Origin of the sequence: Caballeronia sp. EK (assembly GCF_014384845.1) — a bacterium.
Lineage (GTDB): Bacteria > Pseudomonadota > Gammaproteobacteria > Burkholderiales > Burkholderiaceae > Caballeronia > Caballeronia jiangsuensis.
The window spans coordinates 1-20866 of sequence record NZ_JACSUE010000030.1; the positions used below are offsets into that span (position 1 = coordinate 1).

Below are 20866 nucleotides of genomic sequence, written 5' to 3' on the forward strand. Positions count from 1 at the left end.
TGTGGCCGAGAAGCTGCACGCAGCGGCAAGTTCACCACATCAAGATATCTAGCCGCTCCACCTGAGGCAATCCTGCGCCCAGGCGCGCACGCCTCTACACACGGCCTAGGCGAGCCGCTTACGGAGAAAATCGACCGGCAGATCGAACAGTTGGAGTTGCGTCTCGAAGATCTTCAGGCCGACGATGGCGCGGCAACCGTCGATGCACCGAAGCGGCACCGCCTTGAAGGTGGGAAGCCAACGGGACGCAAACCACTTCCGGCTCACCTGCAGCGCGTCGACGTCGTTCACCAACCTGATGATGGGTGTTGTCCGCAATGTGGCGGCAAACTTGGTGAGCTTGGCGAGGACGTTGCCGAGCAACTTGACTACGTTCCCGGGCATTGGCGTGTAATCCGTCATCGGCGGCCCAAGAAGGCCTGTACCTGTTGTGACTGCATTGTGCAGGCGGCTGCGCCCAGTCGGCCAATCGATCGAGGCATGCCAGGCCCCGGACTACTCGCACACGTCCTGGTTGGCAAATTCTGCGATCACCTTCCCCTGTATCGGCAGTCAGTGATTTACGCGCGCGATGGTGTGGAACTCAGCCGATCGACACTCGCCGACTGGGTGGGTCAGTGCAGCGCGTTGCTCCGGCCACTGGTGGAGGTGATTCGCCGGTACGTGATGGCAGCCTCGAAGATCCACGCCGACGACACGCCGGTACCGGTGCTCGAACCCGGTAACGGCAAGACCCGGACCGCTCGGCTCTGGACGTACGTACGGGACGACCGGCCAGCTGGCTCGAAGGAGGCGCCGGCGGTCTGGTTTGCATACAGTCCTACACGGGCTGGAGAGTATCCACGAGCCCATCTGAAGGACTTCAAGGGAACATTGCAGGCCGATGCGTTTGCGGGGTACAACGCGATCTACGAGGGTGGCGACGTGCGCGAGGCTGCATGCATGGCGCACGCGCGCCGCAAATTCCACGATCTGTTCGTCGCACGCAGCAACGAGGTCAACACCGAAGCGTTGCGCCGGATCGGCGAACTGTACGCAATTGAGGCCGCGATTCGAGGCAAGCCGCCCGACGAGCGCAGACGTGTCAGGCAGGAGCAGGCGCGTCCGCTACTCGAAGCCTTCGCGATTTGGCTGCGCTCTACATTGGATACGGTATCGCAAAAAAGCGATACCGCCAAAGCCATCCACTACTCGCTGAATCAGTGGTCGGCGCTCGCGCTGTACGTCGAAGACGGCAGCGTGGAAATCGATAACAACGCCGCTGAACGCGCTCTACGAGCCGTCGCTCTCGGTCGAAAAAACTTCCTGCACTTCGGCTCTGATAGCGGAGGCGAACGCGGCGCCGCCATCTACACGCTGGTCGGCACCGCCAAACTGAACGGCCTTGATCCCGAGGCCTACCTGCGCCACGTCATCGCTCGCATCGCCGAGCATCCCGTCAATCGCGTCGACGAACTTCTGCCATGGGTCGTTGCCGATCAGCTTCACTTCGACAGCGTCTAAACCCGCTACGTCCAACTCTTCGATATCAACACGCTGTCAAGAACGCGCCGTGGTCGGACGCTTACTGCTCATCGGAATACCTCGGCCTTGAACAAACATAGCCCGCCCGTAGATCGTGGCACTGCTCGTATTCGCGATGCCAGGCCTTGAGAGAGTTCTTGGTCGGATAGCCCAACTGCCGAATGGTAGCTCCGATGCGCTTGCCCAGCTTCAACTAAAGTCGAACCGCTCGAATGCGATCTTCGTATGAGAACATGAACTACCTCCAGGTAGTCCAAGATTTTGTCCGCACCCCCGGTTCGCTTACATGGCTATGATTTCTTGTCTACTGCGGGTAACGGGCTTCCAATAAGTAAGTCAAGAATCAACCTTAAGCTGTTAGATTCTCTCGTTGCCTTCCGACCCGCGGCCACCACTGGCTCGGTTGGACGAGAGCGCTCCGCGGCAACTGGTCCGCCACTCAAGCCCGTGTAATAGCCTAGCACTCTACGGACATAGGTCTGGGTTTCCGCATAAGGAGGAACTACGTTTCCGTAACGCGCGACGGCACCCTCGCCAGCATTGTAGCCGGCCAATGCGAGATCGAGCCGCCCCTCAAAGCGTCGCGTCAGCCAACTAAGGTAGGCGACCCCGGCCTCCAGATTATCGCGCGGATGGGCTAACGTTGACTTTCCGAAGCGCATTCCCGTGGCCGGCATCACCTGCATCAATCCTAGCGCTCCCTTGTTGGATATCGCCAACGGTTCGTAGTTCGACTCGGCACGTATCACCGCATGCACTAACAATGGATCGACCCCATACTGCTCCGAGATATCGACGATCAATGCGTCGAACTGTCTTACCCGCGACGACGCCGTTCTTATCTGCTCTATTTGACCTGGATCCGGACCGCCCGCGGAGCTGAGCTCCATTGCACTAGTCGGCGGAAGCGGTGTCGCTACGGTGCGGGGAGTTGGTTCGGAAACCGAATACCACTGTAACTGCTGCGCCTCGGCGGGCGCACACAGTCCAAAGCACAGCACTAGACTAGACCGTAACATCATCCCCTCCTTCGTCGCGCCATCTGTCTTGCACTTCACGGAGCACTTGTGCCACGGCATGGAACAAGGGCTCGGGAATGTAATCGCCAGGGCTGGTTGAAGCCGCCAGTGCGCGCGCCAATGCAACACTCTCCACCACCGGTATTCGCTGTGTCTCCGCCTCCGAGACGATTCTCAGTGCAAACGCACCGCGCCCAATCTCCAGTACTTGCGGTAACGGTGTCTCGCCCGCCTCATACCGAAGGCATACGGCGAGGTGGGTAGGATTGCGTACGACAATTGACGATTTCGCCACCCTTTTTGCTAAGCTACCGCTCTGTACTTGCTGATGCAACTCCCGCCGGCGGTGTTTCACCTCCGGATTGCCTTCGGAGTTTTTAAACTCCTGCTTGATGTCGTCGTGCGACATCATCAATTGCTTAATCAATTCTCGATGCTGCATCGTGTAGTCGGCAATCGCGAACACAGCCGTCAACCCCAACAAAATGGACCACATCCATTGCGCCATTTCCACGCACACTGCCAACCCCGACTCTGGCGCCGCCAGTGGCAAATGCGCAAACGATGAAGAATATCGCTTAATAAAGTAAAAAAAGATGCAACTAAGTACCAGAACCTTAAAGACCATCTTCGCAAATTCAAACAAATTGCGGATCGAAATAATCTGTTTAACGTTCGAAAGTGGACTAATGCGCTGAGCGGATGGCATCAAAGCTTTCGGTGCAAACAGAAATTGTGACTGCACCAGGCCCGTCAATACTAATGCAATCGAGAGAGCCCCGGCCAAACCAAAAACAAACCGAACCATCAATAGCGAGAACTGGCCGCTTAGCTGCGAAAGGGCACTGCGTATCGGTAGGTTGATAACAGATATTGTCGTGGTAATGGTCCCCGCCATGGCTGTCTGTAATGAGGCGCCTTCCGCGATCATCCAAAGTAAAGTCACCGCCAAGAGCACGGCCGCGTTGACCTCCTGGCTCTTTGCAATTTGCCCTTCTTGCCGTGCATCTGACACACGTTTTCGGGTCGGCTTTTCGGTCTTTTGACTCATCGCTCAAGCGTAAGCACGCGCATAAGCCCACCGTCAAAAGACTCAAAGAGCGAGATGAGGTCTGATAGAGAAAACTGGAGACTGATTATAAGCATCAGCAACGTGATAGCGCTCTTGATCGGCATCGATAAGGAAAAGACGTTCAGTTGTTGCACTGAACGGTTGACCAAGCCCAAGGCCAGATCTACCAACACCATCATTACTGTTGCAGGCAACGCAAAGGTAAGGGCCAGGTTGTAAAGGAGATTCCACTGGCTCTTTAGAAGTGGTATAAAATCGACGCCCCATCGCCATGTCACACCGACTACCAAGATTTGATAAGAATCATATATTGCGGATAGAAAGGCGTGGAACCCGCCTAAAACAATATACAACACCCCTAGTATATTGGAGAACAAAGCGCCCAAAGGGGATGATTGACCTCCTAGCATCGGATTGAGAACACCGGCCATCGAGGCGCCGCGTAGTGTGTCCAAAAGAAAGCCGGCGGCATCGACTGCCCAGAACGGAATAGCGGCAGAGAAGCCCAGCATCAGGCCAATGGCAAACTCGCTACACAGGAGGAACGTGTAGACACTAGGTGACTGAATCGGATCGGGTAACGATGTCGATGTTAAGACTGGTAACATTGGAAAGGCCATCAACATTACCATTGAATTTCGGATTAGCGTTCCACCGAGCATGGACGGTCCGAATATTGGTAGCAGTAGGGTCGCACCTAATGGGCGCATCATGGCTATTCCGAGCAGAGGCCACCAGCGGCTGATTTCAGTCATCCTAAACCCCCATCTGCGCGACGAGATCAAAGCAGTGCTGAGTGTACCGAAGTAGCGCGTCGCCCATCCAACGATACGATACTGCGAGGGTGATGCAGGTCGCGACGAGCTTTACTAGAAATGAGACAGTCTGATCTTGGATCTGCGTAAGTGCCTGTACCAGGCTAACCAAAATTCCGACTACTGACGCAACCAATACCGTTGGTAACGACAGCACGAGAACTAACCACAGTAATTCGCTGGTTAGCTGAACGATGTGTGCCTTTCCCATAGAGCTTTAGATGCCTTCTTTCCTATCCAATCGAGCGCAGATCTGAACCGCGCAGCTATCGTCAAAATATATTAATCTGCCCAACGCTAGCGTTCTATTACCGGCAGTGAGTCGCAACATAGCAAATGCGGTGGCCTGCAAGGTCATATGAGACCCGGCGTCCCAGCGGGCGAGCGCTTCGGCTCCAATGCCAGCGCGACCAACCTCAACCGCCATGCAAAGCGTGCCTTGAGGCATATCAACGATGCCACTTACGCCCTCTTCCACCACGGCCCGACCGCCCTCGATCAATTGAATTCGGCCGGGCGAGGCTGCAGGATGTAGCCAGAAGCGGTCGAGTCCAACTGCCTTCCCGTGTATTGGTAACGCGTCCCCAATCGTGACCCTGGCCCAAGCTTCCTCCGTTAGCAAGCACCAACCTAGCCCAAGTTCGAGTTGATGCACCGTACCGGAATTCGGCAGAAACATTGAGAGAACGGACCGGCACCAATGGGCGGAAACACCTGTCAAATAGAGTGGTAGGAATTGGTTACCTATCTGCAATGTGATTCGCCAGTGATCTGAATTAGGTGCTGGAGCGGTCTCTGCATTGGCCGCACTCAAGCCAGGCGAATCCTGAGTCTCTAGAAATTCGTGCAGGGGGGCGATCGTCCAACTCGCGAGCAGCGGTCTCAGTTCGTCTTCGACATCCTTGGCCGAGCGAATGGAGATCTGTGGTGAGACCCAAGCGCACCAAGCGAGTTCTGGGACCCAAAAGGTTAGCGACTCTTCGCCACAACGACAGGAGATACGGACGCCATCGCCAGAAGGGTGTCCCACACGGCAGTTCAATCGATATTCGCCAATCTCGGCAGTGGCCCCAATACGGCTGAGCTCGAAAATGTCGAGAACGCGTTCAACGCGCATGGTGCACCTCGATGAACACTTGCACGGCTAAGTCAGTACACAGTAGTACTTGAAGTTGTCTACGCTCCCGCTCTAGACGGGAGGTCATCGCCGCATTTGGCGCACAAAGGCGCAGGTTCAGACGTTGGTTACGCCATTCCGCCTGAATCACTAGCCCGGCTAGGGGTCCGCTGCTCGCTCGCAACGTCAGCACTTCGCCGTCTAAAGCCGAACGCGCCTGATTCTCCTTAAAGTGATCGCCCAACAACGAAGCCGTGCGCGCGCAGGCCATCTCGGTAGACTCTCTCGCATCCGCATGCTGAACGCTGGTCTGCCCGCGCTGATCTTCAAACGGGACGGTTGCAGGCTCTGACAGCGAATCTAACAATTCCTGGAACCGACGCCCGTCACCCCGGTTTGATGGCCGTGCGTCGCCTCGCGGGTATCCGGAAGGTTCAGCACAGGAATGACGCGAAAGACGAACCATTACACGTTCTCCAACAGAAGCATGAGCTTCTCTTGTTCCCGCAAATTGCGACGCAATAGCGTTTCCTGCTCGGCGCGACACGTGGCAAGCTGACTGCGCTCAGCGACGAGAGCTTCTTGATGGCGTTGAAGTGTCTGATCCTCGCTCTTTAGCTTGGCAAGGTCTGCGCGCAGCGTTGCCAGCTTGTGTTGAGTGAATTCGCCACTTGTTGCCGCGAGGACACGCCACCGCTCTTGGAGCAGGCGGCGGCGTACGTGGAGTGCTTCCTGCTTCTTGACAAGCTTCAGATCATCGTCCGCGAGTCGCGCCAAACTGCGACGGCATCGTTGTTCCCGACGACTCTTTATCTCAAGCAGCTGTTTCAGCATGGTAGCCCCACCGTCTCGGTTAACAGCATCAAAGCCTTCTGGAATGCGCATAGCTCATCAACTGGCTGTCGCAACAGTGCTTCAATCTGTGAGCGCCGAGCCAACGCATCGTCTGCGTCCGGATCCTGCCCGTGCTGATACTCCCCCACTCTGACAAGCAGTTCAACCTCATGCCAGGCTGCCAGAAGTTGCCGTAATCTGGCCGCCGCGCGTCGGTGTTGCTCTGTAGTTACCTGGAGCATCACACGGCTGACACTGGCCAAAACGTCGATTGCGGGGAAGTGATTGGCCTCAGCAAGCTTCCGTGAAAGCACAATATGGCCGTCCAAGAGCGATCGCACCTCCTCCGCTAGAGGATCAATCTGCTGCTCCATTAGTACGGTGTAGAAAGCGGTAATGTTCCCCCGCGCGGCAGGACCCGCACGCTCCAACAAGCGCGGCAGTCGCGCGTACAAACTCGGGGGGTAGCCACCGCCTACGATCGGCTCGCCTGTCGCCAAGGCGATCTCGCGTACAGCACGCGCATATCGAGTGAGTGAATCCACCAACAACAGCACGTGCCGCCCCTGGTCCCGAAAATATTCCGCAATAGTAGTGGCAACAGCAGGTGCTTTGACCCGTTCAAGAGCCGGACGATCCGAAGTAGCAACGACGACAACGCAACGTGCACGCGTTGTCTCGTTCATCATATTCTCCAAGAACTCGCGGACTTCTCGACCTCGCTCGCCAACGAGAGCGAGAACAATTACGTCGGCTTCGCAGCCGGAGCTCAGCATCCCAAGCAATGTACTCTTCCCGCAACCTGCTGGCGCAAATATGCCGATCCTTTGACCGGCACCGATAGTCAATGCCGTGTCGATAGCACGGACGCCGACTGGCAGGACATTGCATATTGTCTTCCGCTCCATCGGGTCCGCCGGAACCACATCGATTTCCCGTCGCAACGCTGTTTGCATTGGGGGCAGGCCATCCATCGGTCGGCCTAGAGCGTCAAGCACCCGTCCCAATAACGAGGGACCCACCGCAACGTCGGCGCGAGTTCCGTTAGGCCGCACCATCATGCCGCAAGTCATGTTGCTTGGCTCTTGATACGGCGACAACATCGCAGTCGTGCCGTTCAGCCCCACAACTTCCGACAGCCCTCCGTTTGGCAGCGTACACAACTCGCCAATTTTTACGCCCGGCAGGTGAGCACGCAGGAGAGTGGGGCCGATTTCGAATAAGCGTCCTTCCAGCCGGACATCACCATTCAAACTTAGCTTCGGCGGCTCCAGGGCGGCCAGAATCGCGCGAGTGTCAGGCAGTCGCCGCATGCTCTTCTCCAATCAACTCAATGTGCCCTAGTACCTTGAGTTCCGCTTCATCCCCTACCTCCTGGAAGGACAGTACTGGCACGCTCGACAACTCCTGCTCGATTAGCTTTCGCACAAACCGACGCACATCAATGGCTGTAACTAGAACCGTGCCGGCAGGCCTACTTGAACTAAGCGCGCGTCGGATCCGCTCTACGATGTCAGCATTCTCCTCGACACTTAGCGCTGAGTAAGATCCCGCTGAGGTCTGCCGAATGGACTCGCGAAGACTTTGTTCGATTTGTCCACCAATCACCCAGGCGCTGATCCAGGTTTGGCGCCCGCGATAACGACCGACAATGTGTCGGCGTAGAGCCATACGAGCGTACTCGGTCAACATGACAGGATCTTTCTCTCTAGGCGCCCATTCGACGAGTGCTTCGAAGATCGCGCGGAGGTCTCGAATCGCAACGCTCTCGGCCACCAGACGTCGCAACACATCAGCAACGCGACTCACCGGAAGATGGCGTTGTAATTCTTTCACCAATTCTCCATAGTGCTGCTCCATCTGATCCATCAAGTAGCGTGCTTCCTGCACACCGATTAACTCTGATGCATAACGGTCCAATGCAAGCGATATGAAATGAACGATTCGCTCGTGCTCACGGTATAGCACAACACCCAAAGCACTCAGATCCGCGGCATGGCCCGGTTCCACCCATTGCACAGTCAAACCATTGAACGGAAGGCTATCGTGCGCCACCGCCTGTGAGACTGGGGTGCTTCTAGCATCAAGTAGCACTAGCGGGCGCAGAGTTACTTCCAGCACGGGCTCTTGGTAAACCGAAAAAGCGATACGCTGAGCGGGTAGACGTTCATCCTCCTGCAGATGGATTTCGGACATCGGGAGACCGAGCTGCTCTATCTTCTGCTGCCGCAACTCGCCTAGTGCGCGATGCAACTTTGGGCCTTGCGCTAACTCCGGAGAGATACGGAGGAGCAATGGGATAGCCCCCACTTTCGGGATCGAGTAGGCGCCTAAACTATCATGATCCGTCGCCCCCGCCGAACTCGGATTAAGTGCCCCGCCCCCTGCCGTGCGACGCGATAGATAAAAGACACCGCCAGCCATGGACGCTGCCAATGCGAAGAAGATTAGCGTCGGAAAACCAGGAAGACAACCAAAAATCACCAGTACCGCGGAGACGATGAAAAGAGCCTGTCGCTGGCGCAATATTTGCGTCGATAATTCGGCAGCAAGATTTTGGCGTATCTCGCCCGGTACGCGGGTCACGATAATGCCGGCCGCGATTGAGATTAGAAGCGCAGGAATTTGGGCAATTAAGCCATCGCCTACGGATAGTATCGCATAGGTTGACGCCGCTTCGCCAGCACTCATATCGTGCATGAATACGCCGACCGCGATACCACCGAAAATATTTACCAAAATTACGATTATCGAAGCAATAGCGTCGCCTTTCACAAACTTCATCGCGCCATCCATCGCTCCATATAACTGACTTTCCTTTTGCACTAAGAGACGTTGGCGACGCGCCTCGTCAGCGTCTATGATACCGGATCGCATATCTCCGTCGATACTCATCTGCTTACCGGGCATTGCATCGAGAGAGAAGCGCGCACTCACTTCCGCCACTCGCTCGGAACCCTTGGTGATCACGATGAATTGAACTATCGTGATAATAGCGAATACAATGACGCCCACAGTGAGATTGCCACCAACAGCGAAACTTCCAAACGTCTGAACGATTTCGCCGGCATCGTGCTGCAATAAGATCAGGCGACTTGTACTTATAGTCAGCCCCAACCTGTATAAGGTGGTGATCAAGAGAAGCGACGGGAACACCGAAAATTCCATTGCATCACGAATGTACAACGACATGAGCAATAGAATTATCGATAATGTCAGATTGATCGCGATGAGCACATCCACAAGAAGAGTTGGAAGTGGTACGATCATCATGAAAATGGCCAACAGCAGCATCGCTGCGAGGACGACGTCCTGACGCCCCCTTAAAACGCCTAACCAATTATTTAACTTCATGTCTGCTTTCGGTAACACGGTCGAGCAATCGGCATTGTTGACGCGCGAGTCTCGCCCATACTTCTGCCCCGCTATCTTGCGGTGCGGTAGCGGCCAACCATAGGCAGCCGCGGGCCAACCACGCTCGCAAAGGTATTCCCTCTGCAGCTTCCGGCGACAACAAGATCAATAGACGCATGAGCGCTGGCACTTGAAAGGTTTCGGCGACTGGCCTTGCTAGCGATACCAGCGCCCGACCGCCCGCGTCCTCTAGATAATGTACATCTTTACCACGATGTAAAGTCAACTGCGGGGCCGGGATGCCACCGGGGGCTTCCATCAGTCGCAACCAAAGTTCGACCTGTCGCTGCCACTGCAGGTCCATTTAGACGGTCCTCACGTGTGATGGAACCATCTTGCCGTGTTGAAACGATATGAAGGATCAGGTGGAAACCTGAGATCACGCGACAACCCTCATCGGGACCGCGACTGCCCATATCGAGCATCGACGTGCCCGGTCTAGCAGGCTGTTGAAATATCCCCTCTTGAACGGGCGCTCGTTCACTCGAAAGAGCCAACGCGGCGTAGAGTCCAACTAATTCGACGCCGAACTTCGTTGATTCAGGTGCTGCTAAGGTCGCATTCTTCTGCGCGTTCGCGCTCATTCCGCCCGAGCGGCCAGCGTTCGCATGCGCGTCAGGTTGTAGGCGGCCTGAGTCAGCACAAAGAGTTGGTCGACGCGCTTCAGACCTCGATACATCACCTGCCGAATCCTCCCGACTGTCTTACTCCAACCAAACACCTGCTCAATGCATTTGCGTTTGCGCTGACTGATAGCGTAGCCGGGCCATCGTGTCGTTCGAGCATCGATGGCGGAGCCGCCCGCGCGGCCGACGTTTTGTGCCACGTGCGGCGTCACATTATTCGCGCGGCATGTTGCCACGAAGCCCGCCGTATCGTAGTTTTTATCAGCGCCGACCGTAATGGAAGTACCGGCGACTCGCGCGGCGTCCGCAAGCATCTGCGCCGCCGTGTCTCGCTCGGCCGTGCCGTTGGCCTGCGTGACCTGTGCGTTCACGACCAGGCCATGCCGATTATCGGTCAGCACGTGACCCATGTAGCAAAGCATCGCGCCCGTGCCACGACTCTTGCGAAACAAACGCGCCTGAGCGTCCGTACTGGATTCATGTGTGTCTTTGCTACGCTTCTGGCCATGCCAGTTCTCTTGAGAACCGGCACCGCCGTCGGGCGGCGAGTCGTCGTTCCACTTCGTCTTGGGCACGAGGCTCTTATGCCCAGCCCAAGCCTGAATGAGCGTGCCATCGACACTGAAATGCTCTCCCGACAGATGACCGCGCACGCGTGCGGTCTCCACCGTCTCGTTAAACAGACTAACAATGACATCGTGAACTACCAGTCGGTCACGGTTCTTACTGAAATTGGAGTGGTCCCAAACCGCATCGTCCATCGCGAGTCCGACGAACCAGCGAAACAGCATCTTGTAGGAGATTTGCTCCATCAACATGCGCTCGCTTCTTATCGAATACAGCACCTGCAACAGCAATGCGCGAATCAGTTTCTCTGGCGCGATGCTCGGACGACCGCCCTTGAGCTTGCTCTCATACATGCGCGAGAAGACCGCGTCCATGCGAGCGAGCGCCTCGTTCAACCACAGTCGAATCGGTCGCAACGGGTGATTGGCCGGAACGAAGTCATCCAGTCTGAACATCGTGAACATCGATTCGGTGTAGCCGTCCGCTCCGTGCATCGCTTCGGTCTCAGTGTCGTTTGATTCCTTCAATCAACGTTTGCCCCTCCAGCCCGGAAGACCCGCGTAGAGGGTATTTCAACAGCTTGCTAGATTTGCGGCGGCACCTAAAGGGGTTCCCGGCCATCAAAACGCCGGACGATTACGGATTCGCGGTCGGAGCGCCACGCGAATCCATCCAGGAGATGGGCGCGCCGCGCTCTATCGAGCGCAGCGAGAATGCCGTGCCTCTCGTCCCTCCGGCGTCTGGAAAACGCAACTTCCAATAGTCATCGGATACGCAGCAACTCAAGCCGGCATCAAGACAAAGTTCATCACAGCAGCAGACTTGATGTTGCAACTCGAAGTGGCGCGCCGACAGGAACGTAACGACGCAGTAGTCCGGCACAACATTCTCGGCCAAGGCTACTAATTTTCGACGAAATCGGCATCTGCCGCTCTCTGGGATCAGGTCAGCCCGTTCCTCGAGATCGTCGCCAAACGCTGCGAGAGTGGATCCATGATCCTGACAAGCAACCTACCGTCGCCAGTGGACGAGACCTTCGGCGGCACGCCACGTTTACCGCCGCGATGCTCGACCGCATTCTGCAAGAAGTTGACGACCGTGCGCCGGGAAGCCGAGGGGCTCGGATGGCTGGATCCGACACAGCCGTTGCCAGATGACGCCACGATCGCTGGCGTTTTCGGTCGCTCGCCGCACTTGCCGCACACCTGCGTGTCGACGGCCAAGCCGTTCCGTGAACAGATCCGCGACTGGGCGGCTGCGGGCGTCCAGGGCACCACCATCCACGCCGCCCTTCAACGCAATCACGACCACACGGGCAGCTATGACGCCGTGAAGCGCATGCTGCGTCGTCTGGGTGCCGAGCGCAAGCCGGGGACCACGACGACGATCCTAGAGTTTCCTCCGTCGGACGCGGCGCAAGTCGACTTCGGCGCCGGCCCGGTGCTCACAAATGAATCCGGCCTTCCGCTCAAGACGTGGATCTTTGTGATGACGCTTTGCTGGTCGCGTCACCAGTACGCCGAGATCGTGCTCGACCAGACGGTAGAGACGTGGCTGGCCTGCCATCGGCGCGCCTTCGAATGGTTCGGCGGCTGTCCCGGCCGGGTCATGTTCGATTTTGTGGCCAGCCACAAAATCTATGTTTTGTGCCCGGACTCGTTTTGTGCCTAGCGAACTGAGACGCGCACCGCGCCTCAAGGCGCGACTGCGAGCGGACACATAACGAGTCCGGGCACAAAACATAGATAACCCCAAGTGTGAGGTCATCGACTGGTTGAGCTTCTACAATCATTCGCGCCTGCACTCAACGTTGGGCTACGTCAGTCCCATGAAATTCGAGCAGCACTGGTACGCCGCTCAAATCTACGGGTGACATAATCTCCGCTCAGCTAAGGGATCTGAAATTCGCGGGCAAGGTCACGCCTCTAAGAAAGGAACCTCGCAGGCTGCATTATCGGACGAACATCTTTTGCGCGACATCGACCGATGTCAGTTTAAGTTGCTTACTGAACGGAGCACTTCTTGCTCGGTTGTTCGCGCTTATCGGAAAAAATCATTCCGTACCTTGCTTCTACGGCTTTTATAGCGCGCGATAGATCGGATGGGCGTACTTGCCCTTTGAATCTGTAAGCAAGAAGTTCGCCGACTTGTTGACGATGAGGGTAACTAAGCGGCGCCAGCATACTTAAAAAACGATATAAGGTGTGCGGCCTGTTGTCAGGAAAACGCAACGATCCGCGCACCCGCTTGACATTGCGCGCGACGGCGAACAAGGCGCTACCTCGGTCGCTAGTATCGAGTCGCTCAATGGCATCGAAGATTCGCTGGTAATATAGGGAGCGGTACTGCTCGGATAGGAAACCGACTTTGGCGAACAGCCTAGCCAGCACGACGCCTCGCTCGGGGACGTCGAGTTGCTCAACATGAGTCAGCACACGAGTGAAAACGTCGCTCCGTTTTTCCTTACGAAGACTATCTATCCTGTCTGACAGGGCGATCAATGGTCCTACTTGATGTGCCATGTTGAGCCGCTTTACAGCACTTAATGTACGTGTGAATGCATCCGTTCTAGAAGGTCGGGGCAGTTCGTAGGTTGCGTGAGCAATGGAGGTCAGCAATCGGCTTGTGTCTGCCACATTGAGTTGCTCGGCAGCAGCTAAAACCCGATCGAGCTGTGTTACGCGCTGATCCCGAGGCAGCCATAGCAATCGAGCAAGAAGTTTGGTCAACGGCTTTTGCCGATGCCCTGGCAGTAGCTTCTCAATATCGTCGATGACTGTCTCAAATTCTTTTTGACTCTTCACGTTGGCGGCCACCTCCATCAACGCATTAGCGTTAGCCACTTCATCGGCATCGAGGGTGGAGAACTCCCTATTGACGCATCGCAACGCATCCAAGTCTCGGCGAGGCATGTAGCTTTGAATCTTCAGCAGCATTTCGACCGGTAGCTCGGTCTTCGAAGAGAAGATCCCCCGCGAACTCGGCTGCTCTGATTGTACGTATGCCGATGTATGTGAGTTCAACCTTCCCACTGCAGCTTGAATCTCAGAATCACGCCCCTCTGGATCAAGGCTGAGTGCTTCATTGAGCGCCGCAGCGATCAGGGACGACGCGAACTGATCGCTCACATCGGCCAAATCTTTGAGCTCATCGCCGAGCCTCGACTCGTTGAAGCTCAGGCCCATCAAGGGGTCGATCCAATCACGGCCGGAATGAAAGCGAAATTCCAGCCCCACGTGACCGCAGTCAGGATTGGCTTGAAGGAGAAACGCACTTACTCCCACTGGCGAAAGGCGAGAGACCAGAATGATTTGCGCCGTCCGGAGATCCCGCGAAGTCAGTCCCTGGACTTCGTCATAGCTTTGACGCTGCGCCTGCCTGGCTAGCGCGAGCGTCGCGACTTGCTGCAGGGCACTTTGCTTGGCATCGCGTTCAAATAGGTGATCGCCCAAGGCGTCTTCCAATGCACTGCAGATGCTGTTGCGGGCTTGCTGGATTGATGATGCAGTAGTGAAATCAACCGAAAGCAGCATTTCTGCGACGTGCTCCCGAGACGCAGGAGACAGCTCTAGGCGGTTACGATGAGTGACCGATCCTGTAACATCTGACACGTTCCAATGTCCTCTATGTTCTACTCATCTCAATGGGGAATCCCTTGGAGCTGATGTAAGGCATTCCAATGATTTCATTTCCATTTGCAGCCGTTGGCCCCGAGAACGTTCGATGTGCTTCCTCGAAGGGAGGTAAAGAACGTCAGACCGGGCGACAAAGGTACGTGTCACGCCATGACGGCACTTTGGCGATGTGGCCTCGATTTTCCGAAATGAGCCGAGTGATAGTTCATTGATTGTGCATGGTGCGACGAAATTCTTGGACTGATCCGAGTAGCTGGTCCTTCAAGTTGTGCAGCGTTGACCGACTCGCACTTGCTTTCTCGGCAACCACGCGTGCGCTTTGCTCGCTGGTGAACAGTTCAATAACTGCTGCCTACTTTACCTTTTTGATTTTGTAACGCTACCAAACGCCCGGCCTGCAATACGTTGTATGATTTCTGGACACAGCTCTTCGATCCAGGCCGCGAGTGTCTCGCGACTCGGAGAACCCAAGCCTTCAGAGTTTCGGCAGCACACCGGCCATAGCTCAAATAATAATCGACGGCTACCTTCTTATCGTCATCCGGATCCCCCCGGGCTTGACCGGACAAAGCCCGCCCGTAGATCGTGGCACTGCTCGTACTCGCGATGCCAGGCTCTGAGAGAGTTCTTGGTTGGGTAGCCAAAATTCCAAATGGTGTTCCGATGCGCTTGCCCAGCTTCATGTAAATTCAAACCCTCGAATGCGAGCTTCGTATGAGAATATGAACCTCCAGGTAGTCCAGGATTTTGTCCGCACCCCCTGTGGTCAGGTTTCAGTGGGCGTTGACACATTGCGGACGTCCACGACGTGTTGCCGGGCTTTGACGAGCGGGAAGTGGCGCGCATTGCGAGTAGAACGAGAGGCATACAGATCAGAAAGTCGTGATCGTGTGCCGGGTCCTTTAACGGGGCTTCGATAAGCACTCTTGACGCCGCGCCGGGAGTAAACCGTGCGCCATGCACCAATGGACAAGCGGGATCGCTTCTACACACGAGAAAAACTGAAGGCGTTTCCTCACGGCCGTGTTCGCACGCGCTCTACTCGTGATAGCACCGGGGGTTGAGATCGGTTGCCCTTTGTATAGACGTTCCTAACATTGAGCGGAAAAATCCAGGTTAGTTGCGTCGGGCATCGTCATGGTTGCATGGAGTGTAGATTGAAGGGGTGCGCGTGACTTCTTGTACTCCATCGGCCTACTTGCGGAGAAAATTCACGCCTAATAAAAGGCGCACCATCCTGCGAGTTACCCATTGCTTGACAGCAGCAAGATTCGTGATGCGACCTGCAAGCATGCGATACATTTTCTTTGACGTTCAACCGACACTGAATATTGCTAACCCTTCACCGCGCATGCTTTCATGAGAAAGCCCGTTTGTGGGGTGTCCTGAGGTGCGGGGAAATCCGGACGCCAGGAGTTAACATAAAATATTGCGCGCAGCGCCCACGTCGCCAATGTTTAAAGTTCCGTGCACAATAAATGTGCAACGCAATGCGTTATCAATGGACGCTTTCTTCGATGCATAGATCTCACATAGTCCCGCATGAATATTCCAGGAATTTCCGTTAATATTTCGAACGTGATCTTCCATTGTTGCGTCGCCAGCCTGTTGACACTGCATTGCGAATCGAATTAGCGGGTGAATCATTTCGAAGTGTTCCCCGGCTTCATCATATCCGTAACAGCCAAACATGGTGCGGTAATCTATCTTATTTCCATTTATCTGGCTTAAATACAACTCTTCGAGTTCTGGCAGCTTGAAACCAGCCTTGATTGACACCGCCTCCTTGATCTCTTCCCCGGGCCGATAACGCTGCTGCATCGACTCTTGGATACTCGTTTGATATGCCCGCAAATCCAAATATCCGAATGAGTCATAGTTTTTCGGATCAAGACGCTCGATCCGCAAACGGAGCAGAATCTCCATTTCGCCAGAGGTCAAGCCTGGCATCCGACTCCAGTCGCCCGCGTGAAGCGGAGAAGCTTGTGCATCAGGGACATAAGCGAAAGCTTCGAACGACTTCTGGTTAGGCAAACTGTAGATTTCATTAAGCAGGTTGACATCCCTTTCATTAAAATTATTGTGACCTAGGTTTGTCAATGCGATATCGAAACCATCATCGAAGTACAGAGAATAGTTTCGAATCATATCGACCTTGATGTTCTCTTTCAAATCCGCCAGAGTGAGTCGCTCCAGAAAGACTGTTTCCATGCCCGATCGAATCGTGACGCCATCTTCGGTCTCTTCAAAAGACACTTCCCCTTGCTCAGTCGCTATGGTCATGGATTGACCGCGCACGTCAGCAAGAAGTATTCCCTTTGCGAGATCCGCGTACTCATTCATCTTAGCTCGAGAGTTAAGATGGTTGTACAACGCATAGATACCTGCAGCGATTCCGAAGGAAAGCATACTTAAAATGCATCCAATGATATTTGCGCCCTTAGAAAGTGGGCACAGCCTCGCCGACGCTATACCCCCTTCGGAAAGACCTCGATTAATGCTACGCAAAGACAATTCACTCATATCAGTTGATATATTGGAAAGTAAAAAATACAAGAAAGAATTCGCAACGGAGTCACTCTATGCGTCCGCAACGCTCCACCCGAACTTCTTCAGCACCTTACATAAATAAATTCAACGCTTCGCCCAGAGTTGATCACCCACCATCTTTATGGCGCAGTCCGACCGTCGTTCTTGCTGTTTCCATGAAATTGATCGCCAAGAGGTAAGGCGCTCGTGACGCAACTGCTGTTAGCTCTTCGCCTGACGAAGATAAAGGTAACGGTCCCAGAATGACCTCCGTTCAAACACTACCAACTCGATCCTGAAGATCTTGATCTTCGCGTTCCCGCAGCGTTTGCCCAAGAACCTAGTTCAATCACGATTCTCTTGAGCACCGATTGTCGCAAGGCTTCACAGGACATTCATTAGCAAAGTTGGCACGTCGTTCGTGTTTGAGGAGCCAGTGAGGTTTGTGTTGCGTCTCGCCGACACTGGCTCGCTCTCGTCGGCGCAAGCGAGGCCCCGGGATGACAGAAACCACCCCCGTTCGTGGTCGCTCGCAGGCGATTTTAGGCTCCCTAGTGCATTGCATCATTGAATTGGCACCCCAGGTGCCTTAGATGCAGGTTATGGGCAAAATGAATCTGACCGATACCGAACGCGCGCAACCGCTGTCGGCGGCGCGCAGCCGAACGGTGCGTGCGGCGAACGTACGACGCGCGAAATTAATCCTGATGCTCGAGGACGGCGAACCGCGCGACAGCATTATGCGCACACTGGGTTGCGACTCACGCTTCATCGCGCGCTGGTCGGGGCGCTTTCTTAGCGAGCGACTGTCTGGCATGTACGCCCGACGCCCCGGGCGCGCTCCCAAGCAGCCGCCAGCCAGACTTGAGGCGCGTGTGCTTATCCACCTATCAGCGGTAAGCGTGATAGACCACGATCGAAGCCTCGTGTCGTTCAGGGCGAGAGAGGTTACGACCACGACAAATATCGACGTCCGCTACATGCAGCCGGCATAGCCACCGAAATCGCTCGACGCGGACAGCCACATGGGAGCGGGCTAGGCAAAACACGCTGGGTCGTGGAGCGGACCATCTCATGGCTGCACAACTTTTGCCGACTACGCATTCGTTTTGAGCGCCTCGCTTTCATCCACGAGGCCTTCCTCAAAATCGCGTGCTGCATCATATGCTGGAGAAAACTGTGAACGTCATTTTGTTAACACCTCTAACACTACAGCCGTAGTTATTTTTCCTATACTAAGTTAGTATTACTACTTTGCATAGGACCATGAAAGAGATTGCTAAAGCATGGGAACGTGAACTGGATGAATTGCATGAGAGATTGGCTGGCCTGTTCAGGCGCGCTGAACCGAGACAGCGTTCGCGAGCCTATCTAAAAGGTTTGCTTGGTACAGTCGAACGCAAGAACGGCTGGCAGCTTGCCGAATGGATCGGCGAAGCCACGCCCGATGGTGTGCAGCACCTTCTCGAGAGAGCACAGTGGGATGCCGACGCGGCGCGCGATGTACTGCGCGAATACGTCGTTGAGCAACTCGGCGAGCGTGAGGCGGTGCTGATTGTGGATGAGACGGGATTCCTCAAGAAAGGTGAACACTCTGCCGGCGTGCAACGCCAATACAGTGGTACAGCAGGTCGCATCGAGAATAGCCAGGTCGGTGTGTTCCTCTGCTATGCGGGCAATGGAGCGAGCGCATTTATTGACCGCGAGCTGTATATGCCCCAGTCATGGATCGACGCTCGTCCTCGCTGCGAGGTTGCGGGCGTCCCCGATACGATGGGATTTGCAACCAAGCCGCAGCTCGCGCGCCAGGTGCTTGAACGGGCGCTCGAAGCGGGAGTACCTTGCGGCTGGGTCACCGACGATGAGGTGTATGGCGGTGACCGTCCTTTGCGGCTGTGGCTCGAGTCGCGCGCACAACCATTCGTGCTGGCGGTGAAGAAGAACGAACCACTCTGGTGGCAAGGCCCGACCACTATGCGCGCCGACAAGATTGCACAAGCCTTGCCACCGCAGGCTTGGCGCCGCCTCTCGGCCGGAATCGGCGCAAAAGGCGCGCGTCTGTATGACTGGGCGCTTACGCCGTTGTGGCGCCTGCAGTTGAGCGCCGAGGAGCGTCGGTTTGGTCATTATCTGCTGGTGCGTCGCAGTCTTGACGAGCATCGCGAGCACGCGTATTTCGTCGTCTACGCGCCCCGCAGCAAGGTCACCCGTCGGATTCTGGTCAACGTCGCTGGCAGGCGATGGGAGATCGAAGTCGCCTTTGAGGCCGCCAAAGGTGAATGCGGCCTCGACCAATATGAGGTGCGTCGCTGGCAGGCCTGGTACCGCCACGTCACTCTGGCGTTGTTGGCCCACGCGGTACTTACTGGCCTGAGGGCGCAGGCCAAAAAAAACAGCTGAAGGATCACTGCCATTCAGCATCCAGGAGATCCGCCGACTATTGTGTCGCCTGACATGGCGAACGCTGCACTCCGTCGAGCATGTGATGTCGTGGTCAATATGGCGACGACAACATCAGTACCGAGCACAGCAGTGTCATTATCGACGACGCGGCGGCGTGCTCCCGGCGTATCTACGGCTGTAGAACTAATTAGTTCGACGTGCCTCCAAACGAACATAACGCTTCGCTAGGGAATGGCAACGCATTCTGTCCTGCCAGTCGCAACGTCGGCCGAGACAAAGCCGTACCCGAAGTCGTCGTCGATCTCGGCGCCTCCGCGATGCTCGAAAGAAATCAACTTCGAGGAACCGAAAAGAGTTTATTCCATTGAGAAAGCGTCCGGATTGGCACCGCACGGCGACTTGCGATGCCGATCCCGCCAGCACATCGTCGCGAATCGAAAAAGCCTGTTCTCGCACGTCACGAAGTAGTCAGTCGGCATGGCGGAATTGATTTGATTCAATCGGTGGCGAACGTGCTTAAATGCAGACATGACTGCCTCACGTTTCGTTTCAAATGTAGTCAATCTTCATAAGGGCTTCCTCCTCTCCCGCTAAAAAATCATCCCTTGTTGCCAAATTGGATTTAATCCATACCATCCATCCGGTCTCCCCTTCGTCGTATTCGTTGAGCTTTCCTGATGTATTGTAGTATTTGTCAAAATCCAATAGTTGATCATCCCCACCCTCTGGGTAACCGTGCCGCAAATCCTCCCACTTAGGGGTACTCTTTAACCGATCAAAGGTTCCCGTCCCGGAATTATGCTCAAGTATTTCGTCGAACATAATTGATCCGAAATCAGAAATAGTCACACCTTCGATCCGAAGGAAATCAACACCATCGTATGACACCCTAAGGAGTGGGAGGCCTTGGTATCCGAGACTGTGTATTTTGAGCGTTTTCCCTCCCACGTCCTCTTCGATGAACTCGTCGCCGGGCTGGCATGCTTTCGCCTTGACGTGTAGAGCAGAAATAAGGGCCTTTAATTCCTCGGCTCTCCGCTCTTGAGTCGCAAGCTTAACCCAACAATAGATCCCGAATGTCAATACCGAAAGAATGAGATCCTTCAAACCCACCGGCTTAGAAAACCCTGACCCTCGCCGCACAATATCGCCCGCCGCCGGAGCTCTTGCATACAGTAGCATACCAGACTGGTTAGTACGGTGAATATCCGTTTTGCGCTCGGGAGCAAAGGCTTTTGTCAAAACACGCGGTGTTATCAAGGTTCCAGGCATAACAACGACTCCCTTCCAATATGCGGTTGAACTTATTTT

The 20866-nt window shown here is 55.3% G+C and carries 15 protein-coding genes and 4 pseudogenes; 7 read left to right on the forward strand and 12 right to left on the reverse strand.

Translation table 11 applies throughout. The features are described from left to right. Positions 1–120: 120 nt before the first annotated feature. Positions 121–1503 (forward strand): annotated as a pseudogene (gene tnpC / locus IAG25_RS38945) (IS66 family transposase); the annotation flags it as partial. Positions 1504–1814: 311 nt separating this feature from the next. On the opposite strand, the gene IAG25_RS38955 reads toward tnpC, so the two are convergent. The 8 genes from IAG25_RS38955 to IAG25_RS38990 form a co-directional block, all read right to left on the reverse strand. Further along, positions 1815–2414, reverse strand: coding sequence for a lytic transglycosylase domain-containing protein (locus IAG25_RS38955; RefSeq protein ID WP_187609606.1), 600 nt, complete (start codon positions 2412–2414; stop codon positions 1815–1817). Positions 2415–2529: 115 nt separating this feature from the next. Next, on the reverse strand, positions 2530–3594 hold the full coding sequence (locus tag IAG25_RS38960; RefSeq protein WP_187609607.1) for an EscU/YscU/HrcU family type III secretion system export apparatus switch protein: 1065 nt from the start codon (positions 3592–3594) through the stop codon (positions 2530–2532). After that, positions 3591–4370, reverse strand: coding sequence for a type III secretion system export apparatus subunit SctT (gene sctT / locus IAG25_RS38965; protein WP_187609608.1), 780 nt, complete (start codon positions 4368–4370; stop codon positions 3591–3593). The genes IAG25_RS38960 and sctT overlap by 4 nt, the downstream gene beginning before the upstream one ends. Position 4371: 1 nt before the next feature. Then, entirely contained in the window at positions 4372–4641 is a 270-nt protein-coding gene (gene sctS / locus IAG25_RS38970) for a type III secretion system export apparatus subunit SctS (protein WP_187609609.1), read from the reverse strand. A 1371-nt stretch (positions 4642–6012) separates the two neighbouring features. Continuing rightward, complete coding sequence (locus tag IAG25_RS38975) at positions 6013–6381, reverse strand: type III secretion protein (RefSeq protein ID WP_187609610.1); 369 nt, start codon at positions 6379–6381, stop codon at positions 6013–6015. After that, positions 6375–7694, reverse strand: a complete 1320-nt coding sequence (locus IAG25_RS38980) for a FliI/YscN family ATPase (protein ID WP_187609611.1) — start codon at positions 7692–7694, stop codon at positions 6375–6377. Before IAG25_RS38980 ends, IAG25_RS38975 begins: the two co-directional genes overlap by 7 nt. Then, positions 7678–9735: an EscV/YscV/HrcV family type III secretion system export apparatus protein gene (locus tag IAG25_RS38985; protein ID WP_187609612.1), complete on the reverse strand. Its 2058-nt coding sequence runs from the start codon at positions 9733–9735 to the stop codon at positions 7678–7680. The genes IAG25_RS38980 and IAG25_RS38985 overlap by 17 nt, the downstream gene beginning before the upstream one ends. 640 nt (positions 9736–10375) lie before the next feature. Continuing rightward, a complete protein-coding gene (locus IAG25_RS38990) occupies positions 10376–11482 on the reverse strand; it encodes an IS5 family transposase (protein ID WP_187609636.1) in 1107 nt (368 codons plus the stop codon). Between the two features lie 271 nt (positions 11483–11753). Between IAG25_RS38990 and IAG25_RS42070 the strand changes: the two genes are divergently transcribed. The 3 genes and pseudogenes from IAG25_RS42070 to IAG25_RS42370 form a co-directional block, all read left to right on the forward strand. Beyond that, positions 11754–11894, forward strand: coding sequence for a hypothetical protein (locus IAG25_RS42070; protein ID WP_309244019.1), 141 nt, complete (start codon positions 11754–11756; stop codon positions 11892–11894). An 87-nt stretch (positions 11895–11981) separates the two neighbouring features. Continuing rightward, positions 11982–12659 carry a DDE-type integrase/transposase/recombinase gene (locus tag IAG25_RS42075; RefSeq protein ID WP_304502704.1) on the forward strand — a complete coding sequence of 226 codons (678 nt, stop codon included), beginning with the start codon at positions 11982–11984 and terminating at the stop codon, positions 12657–12659. Positions 12660–12741: 82 nt separating this feature from the next. After that, positions 12742–12861, forward strand: a pseudogene (locus IAG25_RS42370) (IS3 family transposase); the annotation flags it as partial. Between the two features lie 130 nt (positions 12862–12991). Here IAG25_RS42370 and IAG25_RS39005 read toward each other — a convergent pair. The 3 genes and pseudogenes from IAG25_RS39005 to IAG25_RS39010 all read right to left on the reverse strand — a co-directional run bounded on the left by IAG25_RS39005 (position 12992) and on the right by IAG25_RS39010 (position 16966). Beyond that, the gene (locus IAG25_RS39005) at positions 12992–14521 is read right to left on the reverse strand and encodes a hypothetical protein (protein WP_187609613.1); all 1530 of its coding nucleotides are present in this window, start codon (positions 14519–14521) and stop codon (positions 12992–12994) included. Between the two features lie 346 nt (positions 14522–14867). Beyond that, positions 14868–15347, reverse strand: a pseudogene (locus IAG25_RS41850) (IS3 family transposase); the annotation flags it as partial. A gap of 692 nt (positions 15348–16039) precedes the next feature. Then, complete coding sequence (locus tag IAG25_RS39010) at positions 16040–16966, reverse strand: hypothetical protein (RefSeq protein ID WP_187609614.1); 927 nt, start codon at positions 16964–16966, stop codon at positions 16040–16042. A 797-nt stretch (positions 16967–17763) separates the two neighbouring features. On the opposite strand from IAG25_RS39010, the gene IAG25_RS39015 reads away from it, so the two are divergent. The 3 genes and pseudogenes from IAG25_RS39015 to IAG25_RS39025 all read left to right on the forward strand — a co-directional run bounded on the left by IAG25_RS39015 (position 17764) and on the right by IAG25_RS39025 (position 19552). Beyond that, positions 17764–18147, forward strand: a complete 384-nt coding sequence (locus IAG25_RS39015; protein ID WP_255504318.1) for a helix-turn-helix domain-containing protein — start codon at positions 17764–17766, stop codon at positions 18145–18147. Further along, positions 18030–18335 (forward strand): annotated as a pseudogene (locus IAG25_RS39020) (transposase); the annotation flags it as partial. The gene IAG25_RS39015 and the pseudogene IAG25_RS39020, both read left to right, overlap by 118 nt. A gap of 83 nt (positions 18336–18418) precedes the next feature. Further along, positions 18419–19552, forward strand: coding sequence for an IS701 family transposase (locus tag IAG25_RS39025; RefSeq protein WP_187609615.1), 1134 nt, complete (start codon positions 18419–18421; stop codon positions 19550–19552). 552 nt (positions 19553–20104) lie between these two features. On the opposite strand, the gene IAG25_RS39030 is transcribed toward IAG25_RS39025, so the two are convergent. Next, positions 20105–20827 (reverse strand): hypothetical protein, encoded by a 723-nt coding sequence (locus IAG25_RS39030; RefSeq protein ID WP_187609616.1) that lies wholly within the window; start codon positions 20825–20827, stop codon positions 20105–20107. Positions 20828–20866 lie beyond the last annotated feature (39 nt).

Coding starts and splice junctions, on each gene's coding strand:
- sctS (WP_187609609.1), bottom strand. CDS start 4,641: ATGGGAAAGGCACACATCGTTCAGCTAACCAGCGAATTACTGTGGTTA.
- IAG25_RS38990 (WP_187609636.1), bottom strand. CDS start 11,482: ATGCACGGAGCGGACGGCTACACCGAATCGATGTTCACGATGTTCAGA.
- IAG25_RS39030 (WP_187609616.1), bottom strand. CDS start 20,827: ATGCCTGGAACCTTGATAACACCGCGTGTTTTGACAAAAGCCTTTGCT.
- IAG25_RS39010 (WP_187609614.1), bottom strand. CDS start 16,966: ATGAATGAGTACGCGGATCTCGCAAAGGGAATACTTCTTGCTGACGTG.
- IAG25_RS39025 (WP_187609615.1), top strand. CDS start 18,419: ATGAAAGAGATTGCTAAAGCATGGGAACGTGAACTGGATGAATTGCAT.
- IAG25_RS39005 (WP_187609613.1), bottom strand. CDS start 14,521: ATGCTGCTTTCGGTTGATTTCACTACTGCATCATCAATCCAGCAAGCC.
- IAG25_RS38960 (WP_187609607.1), bottom strand. CDS start 3,594: ATGAGTCAAAAGACCGAAAAGCCGACCCGAAAACGTGTGTCAGATGCA.
- sctT (WP_187609608.1), bottom strand. CDS start 4,370: ATGACTGAAATCAGCCGCTGGTGGCCTCTGCTCGGAATAGCCATGATG.
- IAG25_RS38955 (WP_187609606.1), bottom strand. CDS start 2,414: ATGGAGCTCAGCTCCGCGGGCGGTCCGGATCCAGGTCAAATAGAGCAG.
- IAG25_RS38980 (WP_187609611.1), bottom strand. CDS start 7,694: ATGCGGCGACTGCCTGACACTCGCGCGATTCTGGCCGCCCTGGAGCCG.
- IAG25_RS42075 (WP_304502704.1), top strand. CDS start 11,982: ATGATCCTGACAAGCAACCTACCGTCGCCAGTGGACGAGACCTTCGGC.
- IAG25_RS38975 (WP_187609610.1), bottom strand. CDS start 6,381: ATGCTGAAACAGCTGCTTGAGATAAAGAGTCGTCGGGAACAACGATGC.
- IAG25_RS39015 (WP_255504318.1), top strand. CDS start 17,764: ATGAATCTGACCGATACCGAACGCGCGCAACCGCTGTCGGCGGCGCGC.
- IAG25_RS38985 (WP_187609612.1), bottom strand. CDS start 9,735: ATGAAGTTAAATAATTGGTTAGGCGTTTTAAGGGGGCGTCAGGACGTC.